22 protein-coding genes are annotated in these 24,481 nt (G+C 68.8%); 17 read left to right on the top strand and 5 right to left on the bottom strand.

Annotation, left to right across the window (positions count from 1 at the left end):
- Positions 1 to 278: 278 nt before the first annotated feature.
- The gene (locus CHB84_RS19595) at positions 279 to 1,097 is read right to left on the bottom strand and encodes a crotonase/enoyl-CoA hydratase family protein (RefSeq protein ID WP_089303126.1); all 819 of its coding nucleotides are present in this window, start codon (positions 1,095 to 1,097) and stop codon (positions 279 to 281) included.
- Between the two features lie 129 nt (positions 1,098 to 1,226).
- Here CHB84_RS19595 and CHB84_RS19590 point away from each other — a divergent pair, with 129 nt between their 5' ends.
- On the top strand, positions 1,227 to 2,840 hold the full coding sequence (locus CHB84_RS19590) for an acyl-CoA synthetase (RefSeq protein WP_089303125.1): 1,614 nt from the start codon (positions 1,227 to 1,229) through the stop codon (positions 2,838 to 2,840).
- On the top strand, positions 2,821 to 3,924 hold the full coding sequence (locus CHB84_RS19585; RefSeq protein WP_089303124.1) for an NAD(P)H-dependent flavin oxidoreductase: 1,104 nt from the start codon (positions 2,821 to 2,823) through the stop codon (positions 3,922 to 3,924). Before CHB84_RS19590 ends, CHB84_RS19585 begins: the two co-directional genes overlap by 20 nt.
- A gap of 107 nt (positions 3,925 to 4,031) precedes the next feature.
- Here the strand turns inward: CHB84_RS19585 and CHB84_RS19580 are convergent, their stop codons facing one another.
- The 4 genes from CHB84_RS19580 to CHB84_RS19565 all read right to left on the bottom strand — a co-directional run bounded on the left by CHB84_RS19580 (position 4,032) and on the right by CHB84_RS19565 (position 8,558).
- Positions 4,032 to 4,436: a hypothetical protein gene (locus CHB84_RS19580; RefSeq protein ID WP_089303123.1), complete on the bottom strand. Its 405-nt coding sequence runs from the start codon at positions 4,434 to 4,436 to the stop codon at positions 4,032 to 4,034.
- 177 nt (positions 4,437 to 4,613) lie between these two features.
- Positions 4,614 to 6,218, bottom strand: a complete 1,605-nt coding sequence (locus CHB84_RS19575) for a long-chain-fatty-acid--CoA ligase (protein ID WP_089303122.1) — start codon at positions 6,216 to 6,218, stop codon at positions 4,614 to 4,616.
- Positions 6,215 to 7,306: an acyl-CoA dehydrogenase family protein gene (locus tag CHB84_RS19570; protein WP_089303121.1), complete on the bottom strand. Its 1,092-nt coding sequence runs from the start codon at positions 7,304 to 7,306 to the stop codon at positions 6,215 to 6,217. The genes CHB84_RS19575 and CHB84_RS19570 overlap by 4 nt, the downstream gene beginning before the upstream one ends.
- A gap of 58 nt (positions 7,307 to 7,364) precedes the next feature.
- On the bottom strand, positions 7,365 to 8,558 hold the full coding sequence (locus tag CHB84_RS19565) for an acyl-CoA dehydrogenase family protein (protein ID WP_089303120.1): 1,194 nt from the start codon (positions 8,556 to 8,558) through the stop codon (positions 7,365 to 7,367).
- A 128-nt stretch (positions 8,559 to 8,686) separates the two neighbouring features.
- Here CHB84_RS19565 and CHB84_RS19560 point away from each other — a divergent pair, with 128 nt between their 5' ends.
- From CHB84_RS19560 to CHB84_RS19490, 15 genes are all read left to right on the top strand, one after another.
- Positions 8,687 to 9,913, top strand: a complete 1,227-nt coding sequence (locus tag CHB84_RS19560; RefSeq protein WP_089303119.1) for an oxidoreductase — start codon at positions 8,687 to 8,689, stop codon at positions 9,911 to 9,913.
- Positions 9,914 to 10,173: 260 nt separating this feature from the next.
- Complete coding sequence (locus CHB84_RS19555; RefSeq protein ID WP_089303118.1) at positions 10,174 to 11,262, top strand: Zn-dependent alcohol dehydrogenase; 1,089 nt, start codon at positions 10,174 to 10,176, stop codon at positions 11,260 to 11,262.
- Positions 11,259 to 12,149 carry a 3-oxoacyl-ACP reductase gene (locus tag CHB84_RS19550; protein ID WP_089303117.1) on the top strand — a complete coding sequence of 297 codons (891 nt, stop codon included), beginning with the start codon at positions 11,259 to 11,261 and terminating at the stop codon, positions 12,147 to 12,149. The genes CHB84_RS19555 and CHB84_RS19550 overlap by 4 nt, the downstream gene beginning before the upstream one ends.
- Positions 12,150 to 12,195: 46 nt before the next feature.
- The gene (locus CHB84_RS19545) at positions 12,196 to 13,707 is read left to right on the top strand and encodes an aldehyde dehydrogenase family protein (RefSeq protein ID WP_089303116.1); all 1,512 of its coding nucleotides are present in this window, start codon (positions 12,196 to 12,198) and stop codon (positions 13,705 to 13,707) included.
- 37 nt (positions 13,708 to 13,744) lie between these two features.
- Complete coding sequence (locus tag CHB84_RS19540; RefSeq protein ID WP_089303115.1) at positions 13,745 to 14,506, top strand: glucose 1-dehydrogenase; 762 nt, start codon at positions 13,745 to 13,747, stop codon at positions 14,504 to 14,506.
- Positions 14,507 to 14,581: 75 nt separating this feature from the next.
- Entirely contained in the window at positions 14,582 to 15,376 is a 795-nt protein-coding gene (locus tag CHB84_RS19535; protein ID WP_089303114.1) for an MlaE family ABC transporter permease, read from the top strand.
- Between the two features lie 4 nt (positions 15,377 to 15,380).
- Positions 15,381 to 16,268: an MlaE family ABC transporter permease gene (locus CHB84_RS19530; RefSeq protein WP_089303113.1), complete on the top strand. Its 888-nt coding sequence runs from the start codon at positions 15,381 to 15,383 to the stop codon at positions 16,266 to 16,268.
- Complete coding sequence (locus CHB84_RS19525) at positions 16,265 to 17,668, top strand: MCE family protein (RefSeq protein ID WP_089303112.1); 1,404 nt, start codon at positions 16,265 to 16,267, stop codon at positions 17,666 to 17,668. The genes CHB84_RS19530 and CHB84_RS19525 overlap by 4 nt, the downstream gene beginning before the upstream one ends.
- Positions 17,665 to 18,696, top strand: a complete 1,032-nt coding sequence (locus CHB84_RS19520) for an MCE family protein (protein ID WP_089303111.1) — start codon at positions 17,665 to 17,667, stop codon at positions 18,694 to 18,696. Before CHB84_RS19525 ends, CHB84_RS19520 begins: the two co-directional genes overlap by 4 nt.
- Positions 18,693 to 19,742 carry an MCE family protein gene (locus CHB84_RS19515; protein WP_089303110.1) on the top strand — a complete coding sequence of 350 codons (1,050 nt, stop codon included), beginning with the start codon at positions 18,693 to 18,695 and terminating at the stop codon, positions 19,740 to 19,742. The genes CHB84_RS19520 and CHB84_RS19515 overlap by 4 nt, the downstream gene beginning before the upstream one ends.
- The gene (locus CHB84_RS19510) at positions 19,742 to 20,935 is read left to right on the top strand and encodes an MCE family protein (RefSeq protein ID WP_089303109.1); all 1,194 of its coding nucleotides are present in this window, start codon (positions 19,742 to 19,744) and stop codon (positions 20,933 to 20,935) included. The genes CHB84_RS19515 and CHB84_RS19510 overlap by 1 nt, the downstream gene beginning before the upstream one ends.
- A complete protein-coding gene (locus CHB84_RS19505) occupies positions 20,935 to 22,161 on the top strand; it encodes an MCE family protein (protein ID WP_089303108.1) in 1,227 nt (408 codons plus the stop codon). The genes CHB84_RS19510 and CHB84_RS19505 overlap by 1 nt, the downstream gene beginning before the upstream one ends.
- Positions 22,161 to 23,417, top strand: coding sequence for an MlaD family protein (locus CHB84_RS19500; protein ID WP_089303107.1), 1,257 nt, complete (start codon positions 22,161 to 22,163; stop codon positions 23,415 to 23,417). Before CHB84_RS19505 ends, CHB84_RS19500 begins: the two co-directional genes overlap by 1 nt.
- Entirely contained in the window at positions 23,414 to 23,941 is a 528-nt protein-coding gene (locus CHB84_RS19495) for a hypothetical protein (protein WP_089303106.1), read from the top strand. The genes CHB84_RS19500 and CHB84_RS19495 overlap by 4 nt, the downstream gene beginning before the upstream one ends.
- Positions 23,938 to 24,465, top strand: a complete 528-nt coding sequence (locus tag CHB84_RS19490; protein WP_089303105.1) for a nuclear transport factor 2 family protein — start codon at positions 23,938 to 23,940, stop codon at positions 24,463 to 24,465. The genes CHB84_RS19495 and CHB84_RS19490 overlap by 4 nt, the downstream gene beginning before the upstream one ends.
- The last annotated feature ends 16 nt before the right edge of the window (positions 24,466 to 24,481 follow it).

Raw genomic sequence — 24,481 nt, 5'->3', positions numbered from 1 at the left:
CCGCGATATGCGACCGCTTCCAACCCGCTCGGGCGCGCTCGACGATCAATCGCCTGCCGTGAACAGTCAAGCGGGCATTACCGTGGGCCATGAGGACCTCCTGGTGCTTCGTGAAGACGTCAGACATCTCCACTAAGCCCGGAGGTCCTCCTCGACTACAAACCCAACACCCAAACCAACCCCATGGCCGGGTACAACTAGCCGGGCGGTGGGGCGAGCCGAGGGACTCCGTCGATACGTATTCGGTACCCGGGGGTCCTTCGGCTCGCCCCCTGCGGCTACTCGCCGCGGAACTGCGGTGTGCGCTTCTCGGCGAACGCGCGGGGGCCTTCCTTGGCGTCGGCGCTGGTGAACACGTTCAGACCCAGCTTGGCGTCGATGCCGAACGCCTCCTCCTCGTGCATGCCCTCCGTGTCGCGCATCGTCCGCAGGATCGCCTGCACGGCGAGCGGGCCGTTGGCATTGACCAGCTCGGCCATCTCCAGGGCTTTGTCCAGGGCCGTACCGTCGTCGACGACGTGCCCGATGAGGCCGATGTCCTTGGCTTCGTCCGCCGTGACATGCCGCCCGGTGAGCAGGATGTCGGCGGCGACCGTGTACGGGATCTGGCGTGGCAGCCGCACGGCGGAGCCACCCATCGGGAACAGGCTCCACCGCGCCTCGCTCACCCCGAACCTCGCGCTGCGTCCGGCAACACGGATGTCCGTGCCCTGCAGGATCTCCGTCCCGCCCGCGATGGCCGGACCTTCGACGGCGGCGATCAGCGGCTTGGTCAGGCGCCGTCCCTTGAGCAGCCCCTCGATCCGCGACGGGTCCCAGCCCCCGCTGGACATCGCGGTTCCCGGGTTGTTCTTGCTCATCGACTTGAGGTCGGCACCCGCGCAGAACGAGCCACCGGCTCCGGTGAGGATGCAGCTGCGGATGGACGGGTCGTTGTCGACCGTGTTCCACGCATCGACCATGATCTCGAGCATCTCGCCGCTGAGCGCGTTGCGCGCCTCCGGGCGGTTCATGGTCACGATCAGCGTGTGCCCACGCTGCTCCACGAGCGCGTGTGCCTCGCTGTCACGCTCGGTCTCCGGTGGTGTCGTGGTCATGGAAGATCCCTTCCCGGTCGCTGGTGAGGTATCGGCCCGGTGGCCGAGAGGCCGTGCGGGTTCCGCGCCGCGAGCGCGGAACCAAGTTGACCATTGCCATGAACGATAACATGTTCTAGTTTGTGGTGTATGGCTCTGAACATCGCCGATCTCCTCGAGCACGCCGTAGACGCCGTGCCGGAACGTACTGCCGTCATCTGTGGCGGCCGGCAGATCACCTACGGTGAGCTCGACAAGCGCGCCAACCAGCTCGCACACCACCTCGCCTCGGTCGGTGTCGGCAAGGACGACCATGTGGGCATCTACTCCCGCAACTCGATCGAGTCCATGGAAGCGATGTTCGCGGCGTACAAGCTGCGGGCGCGCGCGGTCAACGTCAACTTCCGCTACGTCGCGGAGGAGCTGCGCTACCTCTTCGACAACGCCGACCTCGTCGCGCTGATCCACGAGCGCCAGTTCACCGACCGCGTCGCCGAGGTGCTCCCGGACGCGCCGGAGTTGAAGCACGTCTTGGTCGTCGAGGACGGCTCGGACGCGGATTACTCCGGCTACAACGGGGTCGCCTACGAGGAAGCGCTCGCGCGCCAGTCGGCAGAGCGCGACTTCGGTGAACGAAGCGCCGACGACCTCTACATCCTCTACACCGGAGGGACCACCGGGTACCCGAAGGGCGTGATGTGGCGGCAGGAGGACGTCTGGCGCACGCTCGGCGGCGGCATCGACTTCCTGACCGGCGAGTACGTCCCCGACGAGTGGACGCTGGCCAACCAGGCGAAGGAAGGTCCCGGCCTGGTCCGGATGCCGGTCTCGCCGCTGATCCACGGCGCGGCGCAGTGGGCCGCCTTCGGCGCGCTGTTCGCCGGTAGCTCGGTCGTGTTCGTGCCGCAGTTCGACGCGCACCAGGTGTGGCGCGAGATCCAGGAGCACAAGGTCAACGTGCTCACGATGGTCGGGGACGCGATGGGCAAGCCGCTGCTGGCCGCCTACCGTGAAGGCAACTACGACGCATCCTCCCTGGTGGCAATCACCAGCCATGCCGCGCTGTTCTCGCAGTCGCTCAAGCACGAGTACCTCGAGGAGTTCCCGAACGCGGTGCTGACCGACGCCGTCGGCGCATCGGAGAGCGGGTTCACCGGGATCAGCATGATCAGTAAGGACAGTGACCACTCCGCGGGCCCGCGGGTGAACTTCAGCAAGCAGGCCGTGCTCGTGGACGAGGACAACAACCTCATCGAGCCGAAGCCAGGCGCGGTGGGCAAGATGGCGCGCGGTGGGCACGTGCCCATCGGCTACTACAAGGACCCCGAGAAGACCAAGAGCATCTTCGTGGAGATCGACGGGAAGCGGTACGTCGTTCCCGGCGACTACGCGCGCTACGAGGAGGACGGCACGGTCACGCTGCTCGGCCGTGGCTCGCAGACGATCAATACCGGCGGCGAGAAGGTCTACCCCGAGGAGGTCGAGGGTGCCCTGAAGTCCTACCCGGATGTCTTCGACGCCCTGGTCGTCGGCGTCCCGGACGAGCGGTGGGGCAACCGGGTCGGTGCCGTCATCCAGCCGTCCGAGGGAACCTCGATCGACGCGGGTGCGCTGAGCGACCACGTGCGCACCAAGATCGCCGGGTACAAGGTGCCGCGCAGCCTGTGGTTCGTATCCGAGGTGCGCAGGCAACCGAGCGGGAAGCCCGACTACACGTGGGCCAAGTCTTATGCAGAGGAGCACGATGCGGACATCACTGTGTGACACCCTGGGGACCACCTACCCGATTGTGGCGTTCACTCCCTCCGAACACGTCGCGGCGGCGGTCTCCCGGGCGGGAGGCCTGGGCGTGTTGGGCTGCGTGCGGTTCAACGACGCCGAGGAGCTCGACCGCGTCCTCGAGTGGATGGACGCCAACACCGACGGCAAGCCGTACGGCGTCGACATCGTCATGCCCTCCAAGGTGCCCACCGAGGGCAGCATGACCGACCTGGAGCAGTACATCCCGGACGAGCACCGCGCGTTCGTGGAGCGGACCCTGAACGAGCTCGGCGTGCCGGACCTGCCGTCGACCACCGACGACGCGGGCGTGCTCGGATGGCTGCACTCGGTGGCGCGGGCGCACGTCGAGGTCGCGTTGAAGCACCCGATCAGCCTGATCGCCAACGCGCTGGGGTCGCCGCCGAACGACGTCATCGAGCAGGCCCACGACAGGGGTGTCAAGGTGGCCGCGCTCGCAGGCAAGGCCGAGCACGCGGTCAGCCACGTCGACAACGGCGTGGACATCGTGGTCGCGCAGGGCTACGAGGCAGGCGGGCACACCGGCGAGATCGCCTCCATGGTGCTGCTGCCCGAGGTCGCCGAGCGCGTCGGCGACCGTGCCCCCGTGCTGGCCGCGGGCGGGATCGGTTCCGGCAAGCAGATCGCGGCGGCGCTCGCGCTCGGCGCGTCCGGGGTGTGGATGGGCTCGTACTGGCTGACCACATCCGAGTACCTGGAGACGATGAGTACCTCGGCGACGATGCAGCAGGCGCTGCTCGGGGCGAGCTCCGCGGACACCGTGCGTACCCGCATCTTCAGCGGGAAGCCGGCGCGCTTGCTCAAGACGCGCTGGACGGAGGCCTGGAGCGCGCCCGGCGCGCCGGACCCGCTGCCGATGCCGCTGCAGAACCTGCTGGTGAGCGAGGCCCATCAACGCATCGCGGCCGCGGATGACCCGTCGGTCGTCGCGATGCCGGTCGGCCAGATCGTCGGCAAGATGAACGAGGTCCGCCCGGTTTCGGACGTGATGGCCGACCTCGTCCGCGAGTTCAACGAAGCGCTGTCGAGACTGGACAAGACCCGCTGAGGCGTCACCGGCTGGTGTGACCTCGGATAGTGGGAGCCCAAGGTGACATCGGTTCCATCGATGGAGCCGGATGTCACCTTGGGCTCCCGCACCGGCGGGCTTGTGCGTCACGCTGCGGTCGCGGTAGCCGCGGGCGGGCCGTCCAGTGCCAACCGGACGCCGGAGCTCAGCCTTATCGCACAGTCTGCACGGGCCGCGCGAAGCGCCGGGTGCTCGGCATGCGCGGTCAGCACGCGGTGTAGCGCGGGGCGTTCCGCGGCCAGCTGCGTTCGCACCATGTAGGCGGCACGCTCGGAGTCCTCGCACCCGTGCCGCACGGTCTCGTCGACCCGTTGCACGAACTCGTTGAACCACCGGTAGAGCAGCGTGACGAGGAACGTGCCCTCACTGCCGAAGATGCACGTGATAGGTTCTCGCCAGTTGGCCGGGATCCGCGAGCTCCCGCTGCGATGCACGTCGTCCAGCACCCGCCCGATCGTCCGCGTGCGTTGGCGTTGTGCCTCCCATGACATCGTCGGCCTCCTCTCGCCAGTGCCCCACCTCGTGAGGTCCGTCGCCGACGACGCTACGAAGCCGATGTTGACGAATCGTACGAGTCGCGTTACGCACGTGCTAAATCAGTGCCGCTCGGAACGAAGGTCAACGTGACTCCATAGAGGGCGCCGAAAGTCGCATTCGGCATCTGCCTCTCACCGGGCCGCGTAGCTCGGTGGCTCGCGGGACGTGCGTACGTATACCGGGTCGGGGCAGTCCAGCTGTTGCGCGGCGAGCTCACGCTTGAGCACCTTGTGCGTCGGGGTGCGCGGCAGCTCGGCCAGTACCCGCACGTAGCGCGGGTACTGGGTCGGCCCGAGATCGCCCTGCCCGGTGAGGAACGCTCCGAACGCCTCCGCGTCGAAGGAGGCCCCCGAAGCGAGCACGAGCGCGGCCGTTACGGCGTCACCCACCCGCTCGTCCGGGATGCCGTACACGGCGGCCTCGACGATGTCCGGGTGGCGCAGCAACGCGCGCTCGATGGGGGCCGCACCGAGGTTCTCCCCGCCAACGCGGAGCCACTCCCCGGTGCGCCCCGCGAAGTAGCAGAAGCCCTCGCCGTCGCGGTAAGCGAGATCCCCCGTGAAGTACATGCCGTCCCGCACGCGGTCGGACTCGGCGTCCGCGGCGTTGTAGTACCCGGCGAACATCCCGGTTCCCGCGGTGTTGACCAGCTCGCCGATCGCCTCGTCCGGGTTGCGCAGCTGCCCTGCCGCGTCGAACCGCGCAGGCGGGCACGGTTGTCCCGTGTCGGGATGCAGGATGTCCACGCCGTCCGGCAGCAGGCCGAGTGCGCCTGCCGGTGTGTCCGGTGTGCGCGAGATCGCCACCCCGCCTTCTGTGGAGCCGTACCCGTCGACGACGGCGCAGTCGAAGCGCTCGGCGAACGCGGCGAGGTCGGCAGGCGCGCCCTCGTTGCCGTAGACGACGCGCAGCGGGTTGTCCGCGTCGTCGGCGCCTTCGGCGACGTCGAGGACGTAGGACAGCGGCGTTCCCACGTAGTTGGCGTAGGTCGCCCCGTAGGCGCGCACGTCGGGCAGGAAACCCGATGCGGAGAACCGCCTGCGTAGCGCGAGGGTGGCACCGCCGGCCACGGCCACCGACCACCCGGCCATGACCGCGTTGGAATGGAAGAGCGGCATGGCGACGTACGCCGTGTCCGCGGCGGAGAGCTCGAACCGCGACGCCAGCATCTCGCCCGGGTAGGCGATCTTGGCGTGCGTGCACCGGACCGGTTTCGGCTCCCCGCTCGTGCCCGAGGTGAAGATCAGCATCAGCAGGTCGTCCGGTTCGCTCGGGACGGGACGCAGCCGGGCTCCGCGGTGCGCCGCCAGCGCCTCGCCCCACGCCGCGGTGTCCACATCGAACACCTTCCCGTTCGCGGCGCCGAGGTCGAGGCCGTCGAGCAGCGGGCGGTAGGCGCTCTCCGTGATCACCATCCGGCAGTCCGCGACGCGCACGTCGCGCGCGAGAGCGTCGCCCCTGCGCGTGGGGTTGAGCCCGACGAGGACGGCCCCGGACAGGGCGGCTGCCCCGAGCAGGAACGAGAAGGACGGGATGTTGTCCGCGAGCACGCCGACGTGGAACGGGGCGTCCTCGCCGTGTAGCTCCCGCAGCAGCGCGGCGTGCTCTGCACATTCCTGGACGTGCTCCCGCCAGGTCCAGGTGGCCGCACCGAAGGCGAGCCCGGCATGCTCCTCGGCGGCACGGGCCAGCAGGTGGCCGGTGACGGTGGGTGGTCCGTCCGCGGTCGCCGTCATGCCGGGGTGTCCGCCAGCAGCGAGCCGAGCGCGCGGAGCTGGGCCGTGGCACCCCCGAGCGCGAACTCCGCGCGTTTGGCCGCGACGAAGTAGCGGTGCAGCGGGTAGTCCGTGTCGATTCCCACTCCCCCGTGCACGTGTACTGCGGAGTGCGCCACGCGGTGCCCGGCCTGCGCGGCCCAGAACTTGGCCGTGGCGACCTCCTCGGCGGCCGGCTTGCCCTCGGACAGTGCCCACGCCGCCTGCCACAGGGTCAGCCGGACGGCTTCCACATCGAGGTAGGCCTCGGCCAGGCGCTGCCGCACCGCCTGGAACGACCCGATGACCTCGCCGAACTGCTCGCGCTTCTGCGCGTACTCGCTGGTCATCTCCAGGGCGCGGGAGGTGATGCCCAGCTGCAACGCGCACAGCCCCACGGTGACGCGCTGCCGCAGCCACGTCGCCGCCCCGGAGCCCGGCGCACCGAGCAGCGCGCCCTCGTCGACGGCGGCGTCGTCCAGCTCGACAAGGGCGGCGTCGGTGCCGTCGACCACGTGCTGCTCGCTGACGCTCAGCCCGTCGTGCGCGCGGTCCACTACGGCGAGTGCCGCACCGTCCGGGGTGGCCAGCTCGCACACGTAGCCGTCCGCGTGCGCGCCGTGCAGCACCGCGGTCTGCGTCCCGGAGACCCGCAGGGAGCCGTCGACGTAGCGGCCGGTGAAACCGGGTGGGCTGCCCTCGTCGGCGAGTGCTGAGGCCAGCGTGCGTTGCCCGCGGGTCACGGGCAGCACCCAGCGTTCGGTGTGCATCCCGGAGCCGAACTCGGCCATCGCGGCCGCGCCGCCGGTGATGCTGGACAGGTAGGGGACGGGGGCGGCGACGGTGCCGATCTCGATCAGCACGCTGCACTGCTCGAGCAAGCCGAACCCGCCACCGCCGACCGACTCCGCGAGTGCGGCGTCGAGCAGGCCTGCCCTGGCCAGCTGTGCCCAGAGATCGGGGTCGTATGCTTCGACGGGGCTACTGCCGGAACGTTCGTTCCAGTCGCCGAGGATGCGCGCGGCGAGACCACCGAGGTCCTGCTGAGCTTCGGTGAGCGAGAAGTCCATGGTGCTCCTTGTGCGGGTCGTGGTCCGGACGGGGACGCCCCGGTCGCGGGGTCCGGCGTCAGCGGGAGACGGGCAGCCCGAGGGCGGCCGCTGCGATGATGTCGCGCTGTACCTCGTTGGTCCCGCCGCCGAAGGTGAGGATGAGCGAGGAGCGGTGCAGGCGCTCGACCTTGCCGTGCAGCAGCGCCCCGGGCGAGCCCTCGCGGACGACCGCACCCGCGCCGAGTACCTCCATCAGCAGCCGGTATCCCTCTGTGGCGAACTCGGTGCCGAACACCTTGGTCGCGGAGGCCTCGGCCGGGCCGAGCTCGGAGTTGCTCGCCGCCCAGGCGGTCTTCCAGTTGCGCAGCTTGAGGTACTCGGCGTGCGCGTGCACGCGGGCCAGGTGAAGCTGTACCCACTCGGCGTCGATCACCCTGTTGCCGTCGGGTGTCGTGGTCTGCTGAGCCCACTCACGCACCTCGCGCAGCGCGTTCTGCATGGGTGCCGCCGAGGTCAGCGCGACCCGCTCGTGGTTGAGCTGGTTGGTGATCAGCCGCCACCCCTTGTGCTCCTCGCCGACAAGGGCCGAGGTAGGTACGCGCACGTCGGAGTAGTAGGTCGCGCTCGTGCCCGGCCCGGCGACGGTGTGCACCTTGGTCCAGGAGAAGCCGCTCGCCGAGGTCGGCACGATCAGGATGCTCAGGCCCCTGTGCCGCTCGGCGTCCGGGTCGGTGCGCGCGGCCAACCAGACGTAGTCGGCGTACTCGATCAGGCTCGTCCACATCTTCTGCCCGTTGACGACGTACTCGCCGTCCGCGCCCTCCCCGTGCCGGACGGCGCGGGTGCGCAGGGAGGCCAGATCGGTCCCGGCGTCGGGTTCGGAATAGCCGATGGAGAAGTGGAGCTCGCCCGCGGCGATCTTGGGGAGGAAGTACGCGCGCTGCTCGTCGGTGCCGTAGCGCATGATGGTCGGGCCGATCGTGTTGATCGTCAGGAACGGCACCGGCACGCCTGCCACCGCCGCCTCGTCGGTGAAGATGAGCTGGTCCAGCATCGGCCGCGCCTGGCCGCCGTATTCCTCCGGCCAGCCGAGTGCCAGCCACCCGTCGCGGCCCAGCTCGCGCACGATCTCCTTGTAGGCTGTGCCGTCTCCGTACTCGCCGCCTTCGCCTGCGAGCTCGGCGCGGCGTTCGGGTGTCATGAGATCGGCGAAGTAGTCGCGCAGATGGTGGCGCAGCTTCGTCTGCTCATCCGTGTAGCCGATGCGCATCGCCTGCCTCCGCTTCTCCTGGGATCGGTGTTGGTGGACAGCATGCCTCCTACCCCGATCCTAGAACAAGTTCTAGAATAGCATGGGACACCCGTGTACCGGACAACGTTTGGCTGGAGGTCGATACCGTGCCCGACGGACAGCAGTCGCATCGGCATGCGCCGGATGTGCTCGGCCCGGCCAGGCTCGGCCCCGTCTCCCTGCGCAACCGCGTCATCAAGGCGGCGACCTACGAGGGGCGTAGCCGGGAAGGGCTGGTCACCGACGGGCTCATCGACTTCCACCGGCGGCCCGCGGCAGGCGGGGTCGGCATGACGACCGTGGCGTTCTGCGCGGTATCCCCGGAGGGCAGGACCGATCGCCACCAGATCCACGTGCGGCGCGATGCCGTGCCCGGCCTACGGAGGTTGACGGAGGCGGTGCACGCCGAGGGCGCGGCCGTCTCCGCGCAGCTCGGCCACGCGGGACCGGTGGCCAACCCGCTCAGTACCGGCATGCGCGCGCTCGCGCCCGGCAAGCTGCTGCAGCCGATGAGCATGCGCCGCACGCGCGCGGTGAGCGAGCACGATATCCGCCGTATCGTGCGGGACCATGCCGACGCCGCCGTGCTCGCCGCCGAGTCCGGTTTCGACGCGGTCGAGCTCCATTGTGGGCACAACTACCTCGTCAGCTCCTTCCTCAGTCCGAGGCTCAACCGGCGCGACGACGCCTACGGCGGTTCGCTGGAGAACAGGGCGCGCTTCCTGCGCGAGGTCGCCCGAGCCGTCCGGGATGCGGTCGGTGACCGCCTGGCGATCATCGTCAAGCTCAACATGGACGACGGCACCACCGGCGGTTTCTGGCTCGACGAGGCGATCCCGGTCGCCCGCTGGTTGGAGGCCGATGGCTCGGTCGACGCGCTCGAGCTCACCGCGGGCAGCTCGCTGAGTAACCCCATGTATCTCTTCCGTGGTGACGTGCCGCTCGGCGAGTTCGCCGACGCGATGCCCAGGCCGGTCCGGCTCGGTGTGCGGATGTTCGGGCGGTTCCTGCTGCGCAGCTACCCGTACCAGGACGCCTACCTCCTGGACGGTGCCAGGCAGATCCGGCACGCGACGAGCCTGCCGATGGTGCTGCTCGGCGGGATCGCGCGCAAACCGGTGATGGACCAGGCGATGCGGGAGGGCTTCCAGTTCGTGGCCATGGCGCGTGCGCTGCTGCGCGAGCCCGCGCTGGTCGAGACCATCGCCGCCGGTGAGCGGGAGGACTCGCTGTGCATTCACTGCAACAAGTGCATGCCGACGATCTACAGCGGTACTCGCTGCGTGCTGGCCGAACCGGCGCGGGACGATCGCGCTTCCGGCGCGCCGGGCTGACCCTTGTGCAAATCGAGAACACGTTCTAGTCTCTGCTAGTAACAAGTTCTAGTTCGTGGTGGTGCACCGGGAGGGCTGTTCACGGGTTGGCGGGCGAGAGCCGCCCCGAGACGGCGGAGTCGACGCGCATCCGTCGCCGCGGGCCGGTGGCCCGGCGCCGGAGAATGCGGGTGCCCGTGCCGGGCCAGGTGGCCGGACTGAGGTGAGCCGCCCGAGTTACGAGAAGGCCGACGCGGCGACCTCGATGAGGAGGAGTTCACGTGAAAGCTGCTGTGCTGACCGAGATCGGCGCGGACGAGTTGGACCTGTGCGACGACGTCACGACCGTGTCGCCCGGCCAGGGAGAGGTCAGGATCAAGGTGCGCGCCTCGGGCATCTGCCACAGCGACCTCTCCGCCATGGACGGAACTCTGCCCGCGCTTGCGCCCGGTGTGATCGGGCACGAGGGAGCAGGCGAGGTCGTCGAGGTCGGCTCCGGCGTGGAGCATCTGGCCCCGGGTGACCACGTGACCGTCTCCTTCGTCCCGCCGTGTGGCGCCTGCGCGGACTGCCTGCGTGGCCAGCCGAACCTCTGCGCCGTGCACGCGGTGGCCGCCTTCACCTCGCCGCGCTTCCAGCAAGGCGACGCCCCGCTGTTCGGCTACGCGGGCCTCGGCACGTTCGCCGAGGAGCTCGTCGTCCCCGCGGCCGGTGCGATCAAGGTGGACAGTGATGTCCCGTTCGAGATCGCCGCCCTCGTCGCCTGTGGAGTGCTCACCGGCGTGGGTGCGGTGCTCAACACCGCGGCGGTCGAACCGGGCTCGAGCGTGGTCGTCATCGGGTGCGGCGGTGTGGGGATCTCCGTCCTGCAGGGAGCCAGGATCGCGGGTGCTACCACGATCGTCGCGGTGGATCCCGTTGAGGCCAAACGCGACCTCGCCCGCAAGTTCGGGGCCACCCACGCGGTCGCCCCCGAGGAGCTGGACGGGCTCAACCAGGAACTCGCGGGCGGGGCCGGGTTCGACTACGCCTTCGACGTGGTGGGCCAGTCCGCGACCATCCGCTCGGCCTGGGACCAGACGCGCCGTGGCGGTTCCGTCGTCATCGTCGGCGCGGGCAAGGCCGACAGCATGGTCGAGTTCAGCGCGCAAGAGCTCTTCCTGCACGACAAGAAGATCCTGGGGTCGTTCTACGGGTCGTGCCACGTGCACAGGGACACGGCGAGGATGATCGAGTTCTGGCGAGCGGGCATGCTCGACCTGGACGGCATGATCAGCAAGCGTTTGACCCTCGAGGAGATCAACGACGGGTTGAACGTCTTGCGTGCGGGCAACCACGATCTGATCCGGCAGGTGGTGAACATCGCGTGAGTGGCAGTCTCGAAGGCACCGTCGCCATCGTGACCGGTGCCGGCAGCGGACTGGGCCGGGCCGAGGCGCTCGCGCTCGCCGGGGCCGGCGCCTCGGTCGTCGTCGGCGACCTCGACGAGTCGGCGAAGGGCGTCGTCGACGAGATCGCGGAAGCGGGTGGTTCGGCACGTTTCGTACCGGGCGACGTCGGCGATCGCGACACGGCCGACGCGCTGACCGCCGCGGCCGTCGAGGGTTTCGGCGGCCTGCACATCCTGGTGAACAACGCCGGCATTACCAGGGACAGGATGCTGTTCAACGCCACGGACGCGGAGTGGGACGAGGTCATCAGGGTGCACCTGCGCGGACACTTCCTGCTCTCCCGTAACGCGGCGTCCTACTGGCGTGGCAAGTCCAAATCGGATGGCGCGCCCGTGTACGGCAGCGTCATCAACACGACATCGGAGGCGTTCCTGCTCGGTTCCGAGGGGCAGCCGAACTACGCGGCGGCCAAGGGCGGGATCGCGGCGCTCACCACGGCCACCGCGCGCGGCATGGCGCGGTACGGCGTGCGCGCCAACGCCATCTGCCCCCGCGCGAGGAGCGCGATGACCTCCGACGTTTTCGGCCCGGCACCGGAGAGCGGCATCGACCCGCTCTCCGTCGACCACGTCACGCCGCTGGTCACCTACCTCGCCTCCGCCGAAGCCGAGCGGATCTCCGGGCAGGTGTTCGTGGTGCACGGGGGGATGGTGGCGCTGATGGCGCCACCCACGGTCGAGGCGCGCTTCGACGCCGCCGACGGGCAGTGGAACCCGGCTGAGCTGGCCGAGCAGCTGGGTGGCTACTTCGACGGCCGGGCAACCGACCGGATGTTCGCGGCTACCGAGGTGAGCGACCTCCCGTGACCGCGGCGAGCAGGCAGGGTCCAACGCAGGTGAGGAGATACGAAACATGACGCTTAGCGTGCTATCGCACCGGGACGAGCTCGGTGTGCGGACCGGGCAGCTCCTTGTGGACGGTCACTGGGGCGCCGCGGACGGCGGTGCCACGTGGACGCACCGTCACCCGGCAACGGGCGAGGTGATCGGCGAGTTCGCCAGAGCGAGCGCCACGGACGTGGACGCGGCCGTCGCCGCTGCACGTCGCTCCTTCGAGGCGGGGACATGGTCCCGGGCACGCGCGGGCGAGCGTATCGCCGTGCTGCAGCGGTACGGGCGGCTGCTGCGCGAGCACGCGGACGAGCTGCGCGGGTTGCAGGCACTGGACAACAGCGTGCCGCTGTCCTTCGGGTCGATCTACGCGACGTCGGTGGGCGCCGCTGCCGACGTCTTCGACCATCACGCCGGCTGGGTGGACAAGATCGGCGGGCAGACACTGCCGCCCTACCAGGGCGGCGACCACCTGACGATGACCTTCCGCGAGCCACTCGGCGTGGTCGCCGCGATCCTGCCGTGGAACGCGCCGTTCCTGCTGTTCGCGCAGAAGGTCGCGCCCGCGCTCGCCGCGGGCTGCAGCGTCGTGCTCAAGCCGTCCGAGTACGCGACGTACTCCGTGCTGCGCATGGTCGAGCTGCTGGCGGAGGCGGGGCTTCCCGCAGGTGTGCTCAACATGGTCACCGGTACCGGCGAGGAGTGCGGGGAAGCGCTGATCACGCACAGCGACGTGGACAAGGTGAGCTTCACCGGCAGCAGGGGCGTCGGCAAGCGCATCGTCGAGGCCTCCGCGGGCACCCTCAAGCGGGTCTCCCTCGAGCTGGGCGGCAAGAGTCCCGCCGTGGTCTTCGACGACGCCCCCGATGTCACGATCGCGGCATCCACGGTGGTCGGCGCGGTCACCATGGGGCTGTCCGGGCAGGCCTGTGTGGCCAACACCCGGGCACTGGTGCACAGGGACATCTACGACGAGTTCCTCGAGGCTGCCAAGGGTATGGCCTCGGCTATCACCTTCGGGGACCCGTTCGACCCCGGCGTGCTGGCCAGCCCGCTGATCAACGAGCAGCAGCTCGAGCGGGTGCTCGGCTACATCGCCAAGGGGAAGGAAGAAGGTGCCACGCTGGTCATGGGCGGGGAGCGCCTCGAGGGTGAGTACTCGGCAGGCAACTTCGTCTCGCCTACGATCTTCGCGGATGTGGACAACTCCTCGACGATCGCGCAGGAGGAGATCTTCGGCCCGGTACTGTCTGTGGTCCCGTTCGGTGACGAGGAGGAAGCCATCCGGCTGGCCAACGACACCGAGTACGGGCTCGGCGCCGGTGTGTTCACCAGCGACGTGCAGCGTGCGTTCCGTGTGTCGCGCGGTGTGCGGGCGGGCACGGTCGGGATCAACGGGTTCCAGCTCGAGCCGCACGCCCCGTTCGGCGGGTTCAAGCAGTCCGGCCTCGGCCGGGAGGGAGGCCAGTCGGCCTTCGAGGCATATACCGAGCTCAAGACGGTGATGATGCCGCTCGGCGACGAGTTGATGTGAGCACGGTAGCGAGCGACGAGCAGGTAAGGGAGTGAACATGGGTCGGCTGTCCGGCAAGGTAGGGCTGATCACCGGGGCTGCCAGGGGGCAGGGTGCGGCGGCGGCACGCCGGTTCGTCGCAGAGGGAGCGCGCGTCGTCGTCGCCGATGTGAACGACGAGGACGGCAAGGCGCTGGCGGAGGAGCTCGGTGATGCGGCGCTGTTCTGCCACCTGGACGTCACCGAGGAGGCGGAGTGGGCCGAGGCCGTCGAGCGGTCGGTCGCCAGCTTCGGCACGCTCAACGTGCTGGTCAACAACGCGGGCGTGCTGCACTTCGCCGAGCTGGCCGACACCACCCTCAGTGATTACGAACGCGTTATCCGTGTTAACCAAACCGGTACGTTCCTCGGCATGCGTTCGGTCGTTGAACCCATGCGAGAGGCCGGTGGCGGATCGATCGTGAACCTTTCCTCGATTGACGGGCTGGCAGGCGTGCCGATGCTGATGTCGTATACCGCCAGCAAGTTCGCCATCCGGGGGATGACCAAGGTCGCCGCCCTTGAACTCGGCAAAGACGGCATTCGCGCCAACTCGGTACATCCTGGCATGATCGACACACAGATGGTGCAGGATGCTATGGGCGGGATCGAGCTCGACACCAGCTGGCTGTCCAAGCGGATCGCCCTGGGTCGCCTGGGTGAGGCCGACGAGATCGCCGACCTCGTGGTCTTCCTCGCCAGCGACGAGAGCTCGTACTGCACGGGGGCGGAGTTCGTCGCCGACGGAGGGGTGACGACGACCCACTCGTTGAAGGTCTAGTTCGCCGGACCTGCCCGGCGCGGGCGCGCAGGCCCGGTGCTGAAGGGCAGCACGACAGGAGCGTGGAGGAAGCCGATGGCCGTCAGGGGTACCGGAGTCTCGGTGCCTGGCTCTGCTGCGCTCGCGCAGGTCGGCAGGATGACCACGCTGGCGTGGGAGGTGCTGCGTGGCACGTTCCGCCGTCCGTTCCAGTTCAGGGAGTTCATCCAGCAGTGCTGGTTCTTCGCCAGCGTGACGATCCTGCCGACGGCGCTGGTCGCCATCCCGTTCGGGGCCGTCATCGCGCTGCAGCTGGGCTCGCTGACCGAGCAGATCGGGGCGCAGTCCTTCACGGGCGCCGCTGCCGCGCTCGGGATCGTCCAGCAGGCGGCCCCGCTGATCACGGCGCTGCTCGTGGCCGGAGCGGGCGGCTCGGCCGTCTGTGCCGATATCGGCGCCCGCAAGATCCGCGAAGAGATCGACGCCATGGAGGTGCTCGGTGTCAACCCGGTGCAGCGCCTCATCGTCCCGCGAGTACTCGCCGCGACCGTGGTCGCTGTGCTGCTCAACGGGCTGGTCAGCGTGGTCGGCGTGCTCGGCGGCTACTTCTTCAACGTCATCATGCAGGGCGGCACGCCCGGCGCGTACCTGGCCAGCTTCAACGCGCTCGCGCAGCTGCCGGACCTGTGGGTGAGCGAGTTCAAGGCGGTGCTGTACGGGTTCGTCGCGGGTGTCGTCGCCGCGTACCGGGGGCTCAACCCCGCAGGCGGGCCCAAGGGCGTCGGGGACGCTGTGAACCAGGCAGTGGTGATCTCGTTCCTCGCGCTCTTCCTGATCAACGTCGTGCTGACGGCCATCTACCTGCAAGTCGTTCCACCGAAGGCGTTGTGATCGTATGACGACATCGGCGGAGCGCGAGCAGGAAGAGCGCGAGCATGAGGAGCGGGAGGAGCTCTCCGACAGGACGCTGGAGATCATCGCGCGTCCCGGTGCAGGCCTGGAGGGGCTGGGCCAACAGCTGTCCTTCTACGCGCGGGCACTGGCCTGGTCGCCCCGCACGATCGCGCGGTACTCGCGCGAGATGGCGCGCCTGCTGACCGAGGTCTGCTTCGGGACGGGCGCGCTGGCCATCATCGGCGGCACGCTCGGCGTGATGATCGGGATGACGATGTTCACCGGTCTGGTCGTCGGCCTGCAGGGGTACTCCTCGCTGGAGCAGCTGGGCACCGCAGCGCTGACGGGGTTCATCTCCGCGTACTTCAACACCCGCGAGGTGGCACCGCTTTCGGCAGGGCTGGCGCTGTCGGCGACGGTGGGGTGCGGGTTCACCGCCCAGCTCGGCGCGATGCGCATCTCCGAGGAGATCGACGCCCTCGAGGTGATGGGTGTGCCCAGCGTCCCGTACCTCGTCACCACCCGCGTACTCGCAGGCGTGGCCGCGGTGATCCCGCTCTACGCGGTGGGGTTGCTGTCGGCCTACGTGGCATCGCGACAGATCACCATCTGGGTGTACGGGCAGTCGGCGGGGACCTATGACCACTACTTCGCCCTCTTCCTGCCCCCGGAAGACGTCGTGTGGTCGTTCGGCAAGGTGCTGATCTTCAGCGTGGTGGTGATCCTGACGCATTGCTACTACGGATACACCGCACGGGGTGGGCCTGCCGGGGTCGGCGTGGCCGTCGGTAAGGCCGTTCGGACCTCCATCGTGATGATCGCGGTGCTGGACTTCTTTCTGAGCCTGGCCATCTGGGGCTCGACGACGACGGTGAGGATCGCGGGATGAGCGGGACGAGACGGAGGGTGCTGCTCGCCAGGTTGCGCTACCAGGCGCTCGGGGTCGCGTTGCTCGTCGTCATCGCGATGTTCTTCGGCGTGACCGTCGGCATGTACAACAAGGCGTTCAGCACGGCAGCCACGGTCTCGCTCGAGACGGGCCATGTTGGCAACCAGATGCGCCCCGGCGCGGACGTCAAGGTCCGCGGCGTCGTCGTCGGAGAGGTCAGAGAGATCTCCTCCCGCGCGGACGGCGCGACTCTCGAGCTGGCGCTGCGGCCGGAGCAACTCGAGCTCGTCCCGGCGAACGTGCAGGCCCGGCTGCTGCCGAAGACGCTGTTCGGCGAGCGCTACGTCGCACTGCAGCTGCCGGAAGGCAGGCCGCTGGCAGGCGACGGCGTCGAGCACATCACCGATGGCGCGACGATCGGCCAGGACCGCAGCGAGAACGCGATCGAGCTGGAGCAGGTACTCGACAACGTGATGCCGCTACTGCAGGCCGTCGAGCCCCAGAAGCTGTCGAGCGCGCTGAACTCGGTCGCCACGGCGCTGGACGGCCGGGGCGAGGACCTCGGGGAGACGCTCGTGCTGCTGTCCGAGTACCTCGGCGAGTTCAACCACTCGCTTCCCGACCTCGAGGAGAACCTGAAGGGGCTCGCCGACGTGTCCGAGATCTACTCCGAGGCCGCTCCGGACTTCCTGCAGGCGCTGTCCACCGCGACCACCACCACGCAGACCATCGCCGAGAAGAGCGGGGACCTCACTGACCTGTACCGGACCGTGGTCACCAGCTCGAACGACATGCGCAGCTTCATCGAGGTCAACAGGGACAACCTGATCGACCTCACCGCCACGGCGCAGCCGACCCTGGACGTGCTGGAGAAGTACGCCCCGCAGTACCCGTGCATGCTGCGCCAGTTCGCCAACCAGATGGACGCGGCCGCGGAGGCCTTCAGGGACGGGAAGAACTGGATCACGATCGAGTTCATCTCCAGCCGGGGCAAGTACGAACCGGGTAAGGACGAGCCGCGGTACGAGGACAAGCGGGGGCCGAGGTGCTACCCGCAGGTCGACCGTCCCGAGCATTTCCCGCAGTACCCGCCGGACGGCCCGATCGCCGACGGTTCGACCAAACCGCCGCCGCCGCACGAGCCCGACGGCAGCGAGGCGGCCGACTACGAGGACTTCGAGGACTCCGAGGACTCCGGGGACGCCGGGGACTCCGGGGACACGTCCTCTTCCGGTGGTGCGGCGCCTGCCGGCCGCTCCATCGCCAACTCACCGATGGAGCAGCGGCTGCTGTCGCTGCTCGCCGCCCCGGCGGTCGAGGGGAGTCCCGCGGACGTACCCGACTGGGCGAGCCTGCTCATCGGTCCGTTGTATCGCGGGGCGAAGGTGGAGGTGCGATGAGCGGATTCGTATCGTCCTTCGTCAAGATCGTCGTGTTCGCGCTGGTCACAGGGCTGCTCACCGGAATTCTCGCGGCGACGATCGCGAACGCGAACTTCGGGGAGATGTCCAGCTACACTGCCCGGTTCGAGAATGCCTCCGGGTTGCGCGAGGGTGATGACGTCCGTATCCGGGGTGTGCGCGTCGGCCAGGTCGAGTCGATCGAGGTCGCAGGCGACAACATCGCCGACGTGCGGTTCGGGGTCGAGACCGACCACGAGCTTCCCGGCGAGACCACGGCCAGCGTGAAGTACCGGAACGTGATCGGGCAGCGCTACCTCTCGCTCGGCACCGATGTCGACTCGGCGGAGTCGCTGGAGCGTGGCGACGTGATCCCGGTGGATCGCACCCAACCCGCGCTGGACCTGACGGAGCTGTTCAACGGGTTCCAGCCGCTGTTCCGGGCCCTGGATCCCGATGAGATCAACAAGCTCTCCGCCGAGATCATCAGTGTCTTCCAGGGCGAGGGCGCCACGATCGACAGCCTGCTCGCCCACACGGCGTCGGTCACCTCCACGATCGCCGACCGGGACGAGGTGATCGGTGAGGTGGTGACCAACCTGAACCACGTGCTCGACACGATCAACCAGCGCGGGCCACAGACGGAGCGGTTGATCGACACGACGCAGGCACTGGTGACGGGGCTGGCCGAACGCCGTGAGCCGATCGGTGAGGCCACCGAGTCGCTCGGCGAGCTCACACACAGCGTCTCCGGGCTCGTGTCCGAGGCACGGCCCCCGCTGCGGGAGGACATCGACGCCCTCGGCGAGCTCGCCGACACGGTGCACGAGTCGAAGGGCACGCTCGGCGAGCTCCTCGAGCGGCTGCCGGTGAACATGCGGAAGTTCACGCGGGTGCTCAGCTACGGCGGTTGGTACAACTACTTCATGTGCGGGATCTCCGGCACGATCGGTATCGAGTCGCTCAACGTCGAGGTCCCGTTGGTCCCGCTGCCCGGTGCGCAGACCGCGGAGAGGTGCGACGGATGAAACCGCTGAAGTCGCGCGACCAGACCACCGTCGGTGCCGTGACGGTGGTGCTACTGCTGCTGTCGCTGTTCGCGGCGTACAACGCGAAGGACCTGCCGATCATCGGCGGGGGAACGACCTACTCCGCGCACTTCGCGGAGTCCGCGGGTCTGAAGGACGGCGACGAGGTCCAGCTCGCCGGGGTCAAGGTCGGCGAGGTCACCGGCGTGGAGCTGGACGGCACCCAGGTGCTGGCCACCTTCCGGGTCGACAGGCAGGGGCGGGAGTCGGCCTCGCGGCTCGGGGCCGGCTCGACTGCGGCGATCGAGATCAAGAGCTTGCTCGGCGAGAAGATGCTGACGCTGACCCCGCGCGGCGACGGGCGCCTCGATCCGAACGAACCGATCCCCGCCGAGCGGACCACCACCCCGTTCGATATCCAGGACGCCTTCGATCAGCTGGAGGAAACGTCCTCCGAAGTGGACACCGAGCAGCTCGCCGAGAGCTTCGACACCATATCGGAGACGTTCAGCGACACACCGGAGCACACGCAGGAGGCGTTGAACGGCCTGTCCGCGCTGTCCGAGACGGTGGCCTCCCGCGACGAGGAGCTGAAGCGGCTGCTGTCCAACACCGAGCAGATTTCCGAGCTGCTGTCCAGCCGCACCGAGCGGGTGCAGAAGGTGATCGAGGACGCGAACCTGCTGCTGTCCGAGCTGCAGAGCCGTAAGGAAGCCATCGACCGGCTGCTTTCCGGTACGCAGGAGGTCTCGCAGCAGCTGTCCGGTCTGGTCGCCGACAACCGCGCGCAGCTGCGGCCGACACTGCAGACGCTGGACGAGGTCACCGACGTCCTGAAGGAGAACCAGGACAACCTCTCCCGCAGCCTCGAGCTGCTGGCCCCCTTCACCCGCCTCGGCGGCAACGCGCTGGGCAACGGCAGGTGGTTCGAGGGCTACTTCTGCGGCTTCCTGCCGCCGAGCTTCCGGATCGGCGACTACGAGAACAACCCGGAAGGCTGCGAGAGGCCGGTGGCCGCGCCCGACCAGGGGATTGAGAGGGAGTGATGGTGAGCCTGCTGCACAAGGCCGGTGGCCCGGCCCGCGCCATCGCCCTCGGTTGCGTGCTCGTGCTGATGATCAGCGCCGTGGCGTGGCTGGCGCTGCGCGACGACGAGGGCACCGAGCTGACCGCGTACTTCGACAGGGCGGTGGGGTTGTACGCGGACTCGTCCGTGCGCGTGCTCGGCATCGAGGTGGGAAGCGTGACCAACGTCGAACCGGAGGGGGAGCACGTGCGTGTCGACCTCGCCGTGCAGGACGACGTGGATGTACCTGCCGATGCCAACGCCGTCGTCGTCGCCCCGAGCCTGGTGAGTGACCGCTACGTGCAGCTGACACCGGTCTACGAGTCGGGCGAGGTCATGGAGTCCGGTGCGGTGATCCCCTCGGAGCGGACGGCGACGCCGGTCGAGCTGGACGAGCTCTTCGAGAGCCTGGACACGCTGGCGAAGGACCTGGGTCCCGAGGGGGCGAACTCCGACGGGTCGCTGTCCGGGGCCCTCGACACGATGGCGGAGAACCTGGACGGCACCGGCAAGAACCTCAACAACACGGTGACGCGGCTCGCCGAGCTGTCGAGGACCTTCGACCAGTCCGGCAACGACCTCTTCGACACTGTCGAGCATCTCGGCGAGTTCACCACGATGCTCGCCAGGAGTGACAAGCAGCTCGACGAGTTGTTCGACACGATGGCCGACGTCACCGGCTTCCTCTCCGGGGAGTCCGGCGACGTCGACGCGGCGCTGAGCTCGCTGGCGGTCGCGCTCGACGACGTGAACGGCTTCGTCGACGAGAACGAGGAACTACTGTCCTCCAATGTGGAGAAGCTCTCCGCGCTGACCAAGGAGCTGGTCGATCACCGGGACTCGGTGGCCGAGGTGCTCGACATCGGGCCGAACGCCATGAACAACTTCATCAACACCTACGACGCCGCGTCGGGCACGATCGCGGTGCGCGGCAACCTCAACGAGCTCACCTTCCCGCCGGTGATGACGTTGTGCCGCCTGCTCAACGCGAGCCAGCCCGAGGAGGTGCCCGTGGATGTCGCCGGTGCCTGCGAGAAGATCCAGCCCGTGCTCGACGGCGCGGTGCAGCTGCCGCCCGTCTCGGAGATCGTCGCCTCGCTCAACGACGGTGAGTTGCCTGACCTGCCGCTGCCGCTCGCGGACGTACTCGTCGACGCGGAGGGAGGTGGCTGATGAGCGTGCTCGCCAGGCGACTGGTCCTCGTGCCCGTGGCGCTCGTGTGCGCTGTCGTGCTGGCGGCGTGCGGTGAGGCGGGCTTTTCCGGCCTGTACAACGCGCCGCTGCCCGGTGGGGCCGATGTCGGTGAGGATCCGTACCGCGTGACGGCGGAGTTCGACGACGTGCTCGACCTCGTTCCGCACGCCAGCGTACGGGTGAACGACGTCTCGATCGGGCGGGTGGACCACATCGCGCTCGCGGAGGACACCAAATCGGCCGAGGTGACGATGACCGTCAACGGCGACATCGAGCTACCGGCCAACGCCGAAGCCGACCTGCGTCAGTCCAGCCTGCTCGGGGAGAAGTTCGTCGAGCTGCGCGAGCCGGAGGACGGTCAGGCCAAGGGCACGCTCGCCGACGGCGCGACGATCCCGCTCGCCCGGACCAGCCGGGGCGTCGAACTGGAGGAGGTGCTCGGGGCGCTGTCGCTGCTGCTGTCCGGCGGCGGTATCGACCAGCTGCGGGACATCGCCGAGGAGCTCAACGCCGCGATGTCCGGTAACGAGCCGGAGATCAAGGCCCTGCTGTCGCATGCCGAGGAGCTCACCCGGTCTCTCGACGGCCAGAAGGACGAGATCGTGCGTGCCATCGACGGCCTCGACGAGCTGTCCGGAACCCTGCGCGCGGAGAACGACCATCTCGCCACGGCTCTCGACGAGCTCGAGCCGGGGTTGCGAGTGGTCTCCGAGCAGCGGGACGAGCTCGTCAACGCGCTCGGCGCGCTCGACGAGCTCTCCGACGTCACGGTGGACACGATCGAGCAGAGCAGGGACCAGGTGGTGGAGAACCTGCGCGCGCTGGAACCGGTCCTACGCAAGCTCGCCGAAGCCGACGCCGACCTCATCGAGGCACTCAAGATCCTGCCGACGTACCCGCTGCCGTGGAACGCAGGCGACGTGGTGAAGGGCGACTACGCCAACGTCGATGTGGAGTTCGAGTTGAAGCTGGACAAGCTCATCGACAACATCCGCAACTCGAGCCAGCCACCGCTCGGGTTGTTCGAGACCCCGGGCAGCGAGCCACAAGGCGGCACCGAGCAGGCCGAGCCCGGCGGAGGCAGCAGGGGCGCCCCGAACCTTCCCGAGCTGCCGCTCCCGCAGTCCGGCAGCGGCACCGACGGCTCGACCGGCGGTGACGGTGGTCTGCTCGGCGTGCCAGGCGCACTACTCGGAGGTCGCTGATGCTGACCAGGAACACCCGTATCAAGCTGGCGGCCTTCGTCGTGATCGCCACACTCTCGGTGGCCTATGTCGGGCTCAACTACGCGGGACTGGACCGGCTGTTCGGCCCCCGCGGGTACGTGGTCACGGCGCAGTTCGCCGACTCGGGAGGGATCTTCGAGGGCGCGCAGGTGGCCTACCGCGGCGTCGAGGTGGGTGAGGTGGCCTCCTTGCGGCTGAGCGAGGGGGGTATCGATGTCGATCTCGACATCAGCGAGGACGCCCCGCCGATACCGGCGGACACCACGGCGACCGTGACGAACCGGTCGGCTGTCGGGGAGCAGTATGTCGACCTGCGACCACAGAGCGGCGGTGAGCCGTACCTCGAGGACGGGTCGGTGATCTCCCAGGACGACACCGGGATCCCCGTTCCCTCGTACGATGTGCTCACCAGCCTCGACGAGCTGGTCAGCAGCGTCGACACGGAGTCGCTGCGCACCGTGGTCACCGAGGCCGACCTGGCGTTCTCCGGGGCGGGCCAGGACCTGCAGGTGTTGCTGGATACCGCGCACTCCTTCACCGAGCGGGCACAGGAGAGCCTTCCCGAGACGCGGCAGCTGCTCTCGTCCGGCCGGACCGTGCTCGACAACCAGCGGCGCAACGCGGACAACATCACGGAGTTCTCCAGCGGCCTCAAGGACATCGCCGAGCAGTTCGCCGAGTCCGACTCCGACATCCGGAAGGTCATCGACCGCACTCCCCAGGTCGGTCAGCAGGTGAGCGAGTTCCTCAGGACCTCGGGCAACGACATGGGTTTGCTACTGGCCAACCTGCTGACGACGGCGGATATCATGGAGGTGCGTACCGACTCGACCGAGCAGTTGATGGTGAACTTCAGCATGCTCTCCGCGTTCCCGAACACCGTCAGCGAGGACGGCAAGGGCAAGCTGGGGCTCGTGTTCAACTTCTTCGACCCACCATCGTGCATGCGCGGTTACGAGGGAACCGAACAGCGCCCCGCGAACGACTTCGAGGAGGTCGAGCCGAACACGGAAGCGTACTGCGCCGAGCCGCCGGGAAGCCCCATCGCGGTGCGAGGGTCGCAGAACGCCCCGTACAAGGGTGAGCCCGTCGAGGTGGCCGAGCCGGGCGGCGGCCAGGGCGACGGTCAGGACGCGGGGCAACAACCGGACGGGAACCTGCCCGGCCTGCTCGACCTGCCGACGCAGCAGGATGCTCCCGGGGACTTCGCGGACTTGCTGGGAGTCACGGATTGAGGCTTCTCGGTAGTCGGCGGATCGCGACCTCCGGCGACCCGGTACGCGACAGCTTGCTCGTGCTGACCGTGCTCGCGGTGCTCGCCGCAGGCTGGTTCGGCTGGTCGTGGGCATCGGCGGCGCAGGACTCCGAGCTGTCGGTGGCGAACGAGCGCGACGCCGCGCTGGAGGCGGCGACCGAGGGTCTCGTCGCGCTGCACACGATCGACCACCGCTCAATCGAGGACGATCTCGACGAGTGGCTCGCGGTGACGGCAGGCGATCTGCACGAGGACCTCCGCGGGGGCAGGGAGAGCCAGCGGGATCGGGCGGAACGCGACGAGACGGTCTCCACCGCCCGGATGCTGCGGGCGGCCGTGACCGACATAGACCCGTACCAGGACTCGGCACGGGTCATCGCCGTGCTCGAGGTGGACCTGGCGGGGGGCGGTGAGGAGGCGGTCTCCGAGACGCGGCGCATGAACGCCTCCCTTGCCGATACGGACGACGGGTGGAAGATCACCGGAGTCGAGGTCGCCTCATGACCCGGCGTGCGAGGACTGTTCTCGACAGGCGGACCGTCGTGGTACTACTGAGCGCCGTGCTCGCCGTCGCGGTCGCGTGCTCGGTGTGGTTCGGGCTGCGCGCGCACGAGCTGCGCGGCGGCTCGGGGGACAACCTCGCGCTTGCCGATACCGAGGCCACCAGCGAGGTCCTCGAGAGCGTCGGCGCTACGCTGCGCGCCGTATTCTCCTACGACCACACCAACCTGGAACGTACCGAACGCGCCGTCGAGATGGGGCTGACGGGCGAGGCCGCGGCCGAGCACCGCGAGCGGTTCGACGCCGTGGCGCGGCGAGCGGCAGAGGAGGACCTCGTCCGGACGAGCACGATCCGCTCGATCGGGGTCCGGGAGCTCGATGGCGAGACGGCGACGCTGCTCGTCTTCCTCGACCAGCAGACGCGGAGCGCGGAGGGCGGCGCCCCCGAGTCCCGGACGGCGACCCTTGACGTGACCGCGGAGAAGGTCGACGGGGAGTGGCGGGTCTCCGCGATCGACGTGATCTGACCACGCGAGGAGCGTG

The sequence above is a fragment of the Haloechinothrix alba genome (assembly GCF_900188115.1).
In the GTDB taxonomy this organism is placed as follows: domain Bacteria; phylum Actinomycetota; class Actinomycetes; order Mycobacteriales; family Pseudonocardiaceae; genus Haloechinothrix; species Haloechinothrix alba.
Note: the sequence above shows the minus strand (reverse complement) of the source record. Positions and strands in the feature narration are given on the sequence as shown.